Annotated in this window: 2 tRNA genes and 1 rRNA gene; all 3 read right to left on the minus strand. The window is 52.1% G+C overall.

From position 1 onward, the window contains the following. Positions 1-195 precede the first annotated feature (195 nt). Positions 196-271 (minus strand) — tRNA-Ala (locus CFN46_RS17385). Positions 272-312: 41 nt separating this feature from the next. Next, positions 313-389 (minus strand) — tRNA-Ile (locus CFN46_RS17390). 76 nt (positions 390-465) lie between these two features. Further along, positions 466-522: ribosomal RNA gene (locus CFN46_RS17395) — 16S ribosomal RNA — on the minus strand; the annotation flags it as partial.

Consider the following 522-nt stretch of genomic DNA (forward strand, 5'->3'; position numbering starts at 1 on the left):
TCGGACAACTCCGACATATCGTTTGATGGACATATGCTTGGCGCACATATCCATCGTCAGCATGATTCACATTGTTAAAGAGCGGCTGTTCAGTGAACAGTGAGAAGTCACACAACCTTCACGAGGAAGGCGATATGCTTGTCACTGTGAACTGTCAGCGTTATCAGGTAGTAGAAGCGTGAACTGTCGTCTTTGTGGTGGAGCCAAGCGGGATCGAACCGCTGACCTCCTGCGTGCAAGGCAGGCGCTCTCCCAGCTGAGCTATGGCCCCTCAAAGTCGGCAAAACCGTGTCGACAAAAGCACGAAGCTTTTGGTGGGTCTGGGCAGATTTGAACTGCCGACCTCACCCTTATCAGGGGTGCGCTCTAACCAACTGAGCTACAGACCCGACACTACTACTCGATAAACTAACTTGATCAGGTAATTCGTTGTGAGCACTTGCCGCGAGCGATAAACAGTGTCGATAAGGAGGTGATCCAGCCGCAGGTTCCCCTACGGCTACCTTGTTACGACTTCACCCC

This window comes from Cobetia sp. QF-1 (assembly GCF_002213105.1).
GTDB classification, from domain to species: domain Bacteria; phylum Pseudomonadota; class Gammaproteobacteria; order Pseudomonadales; family Halomonadaceae; genus Cobetia; species Cobetia crustatorum.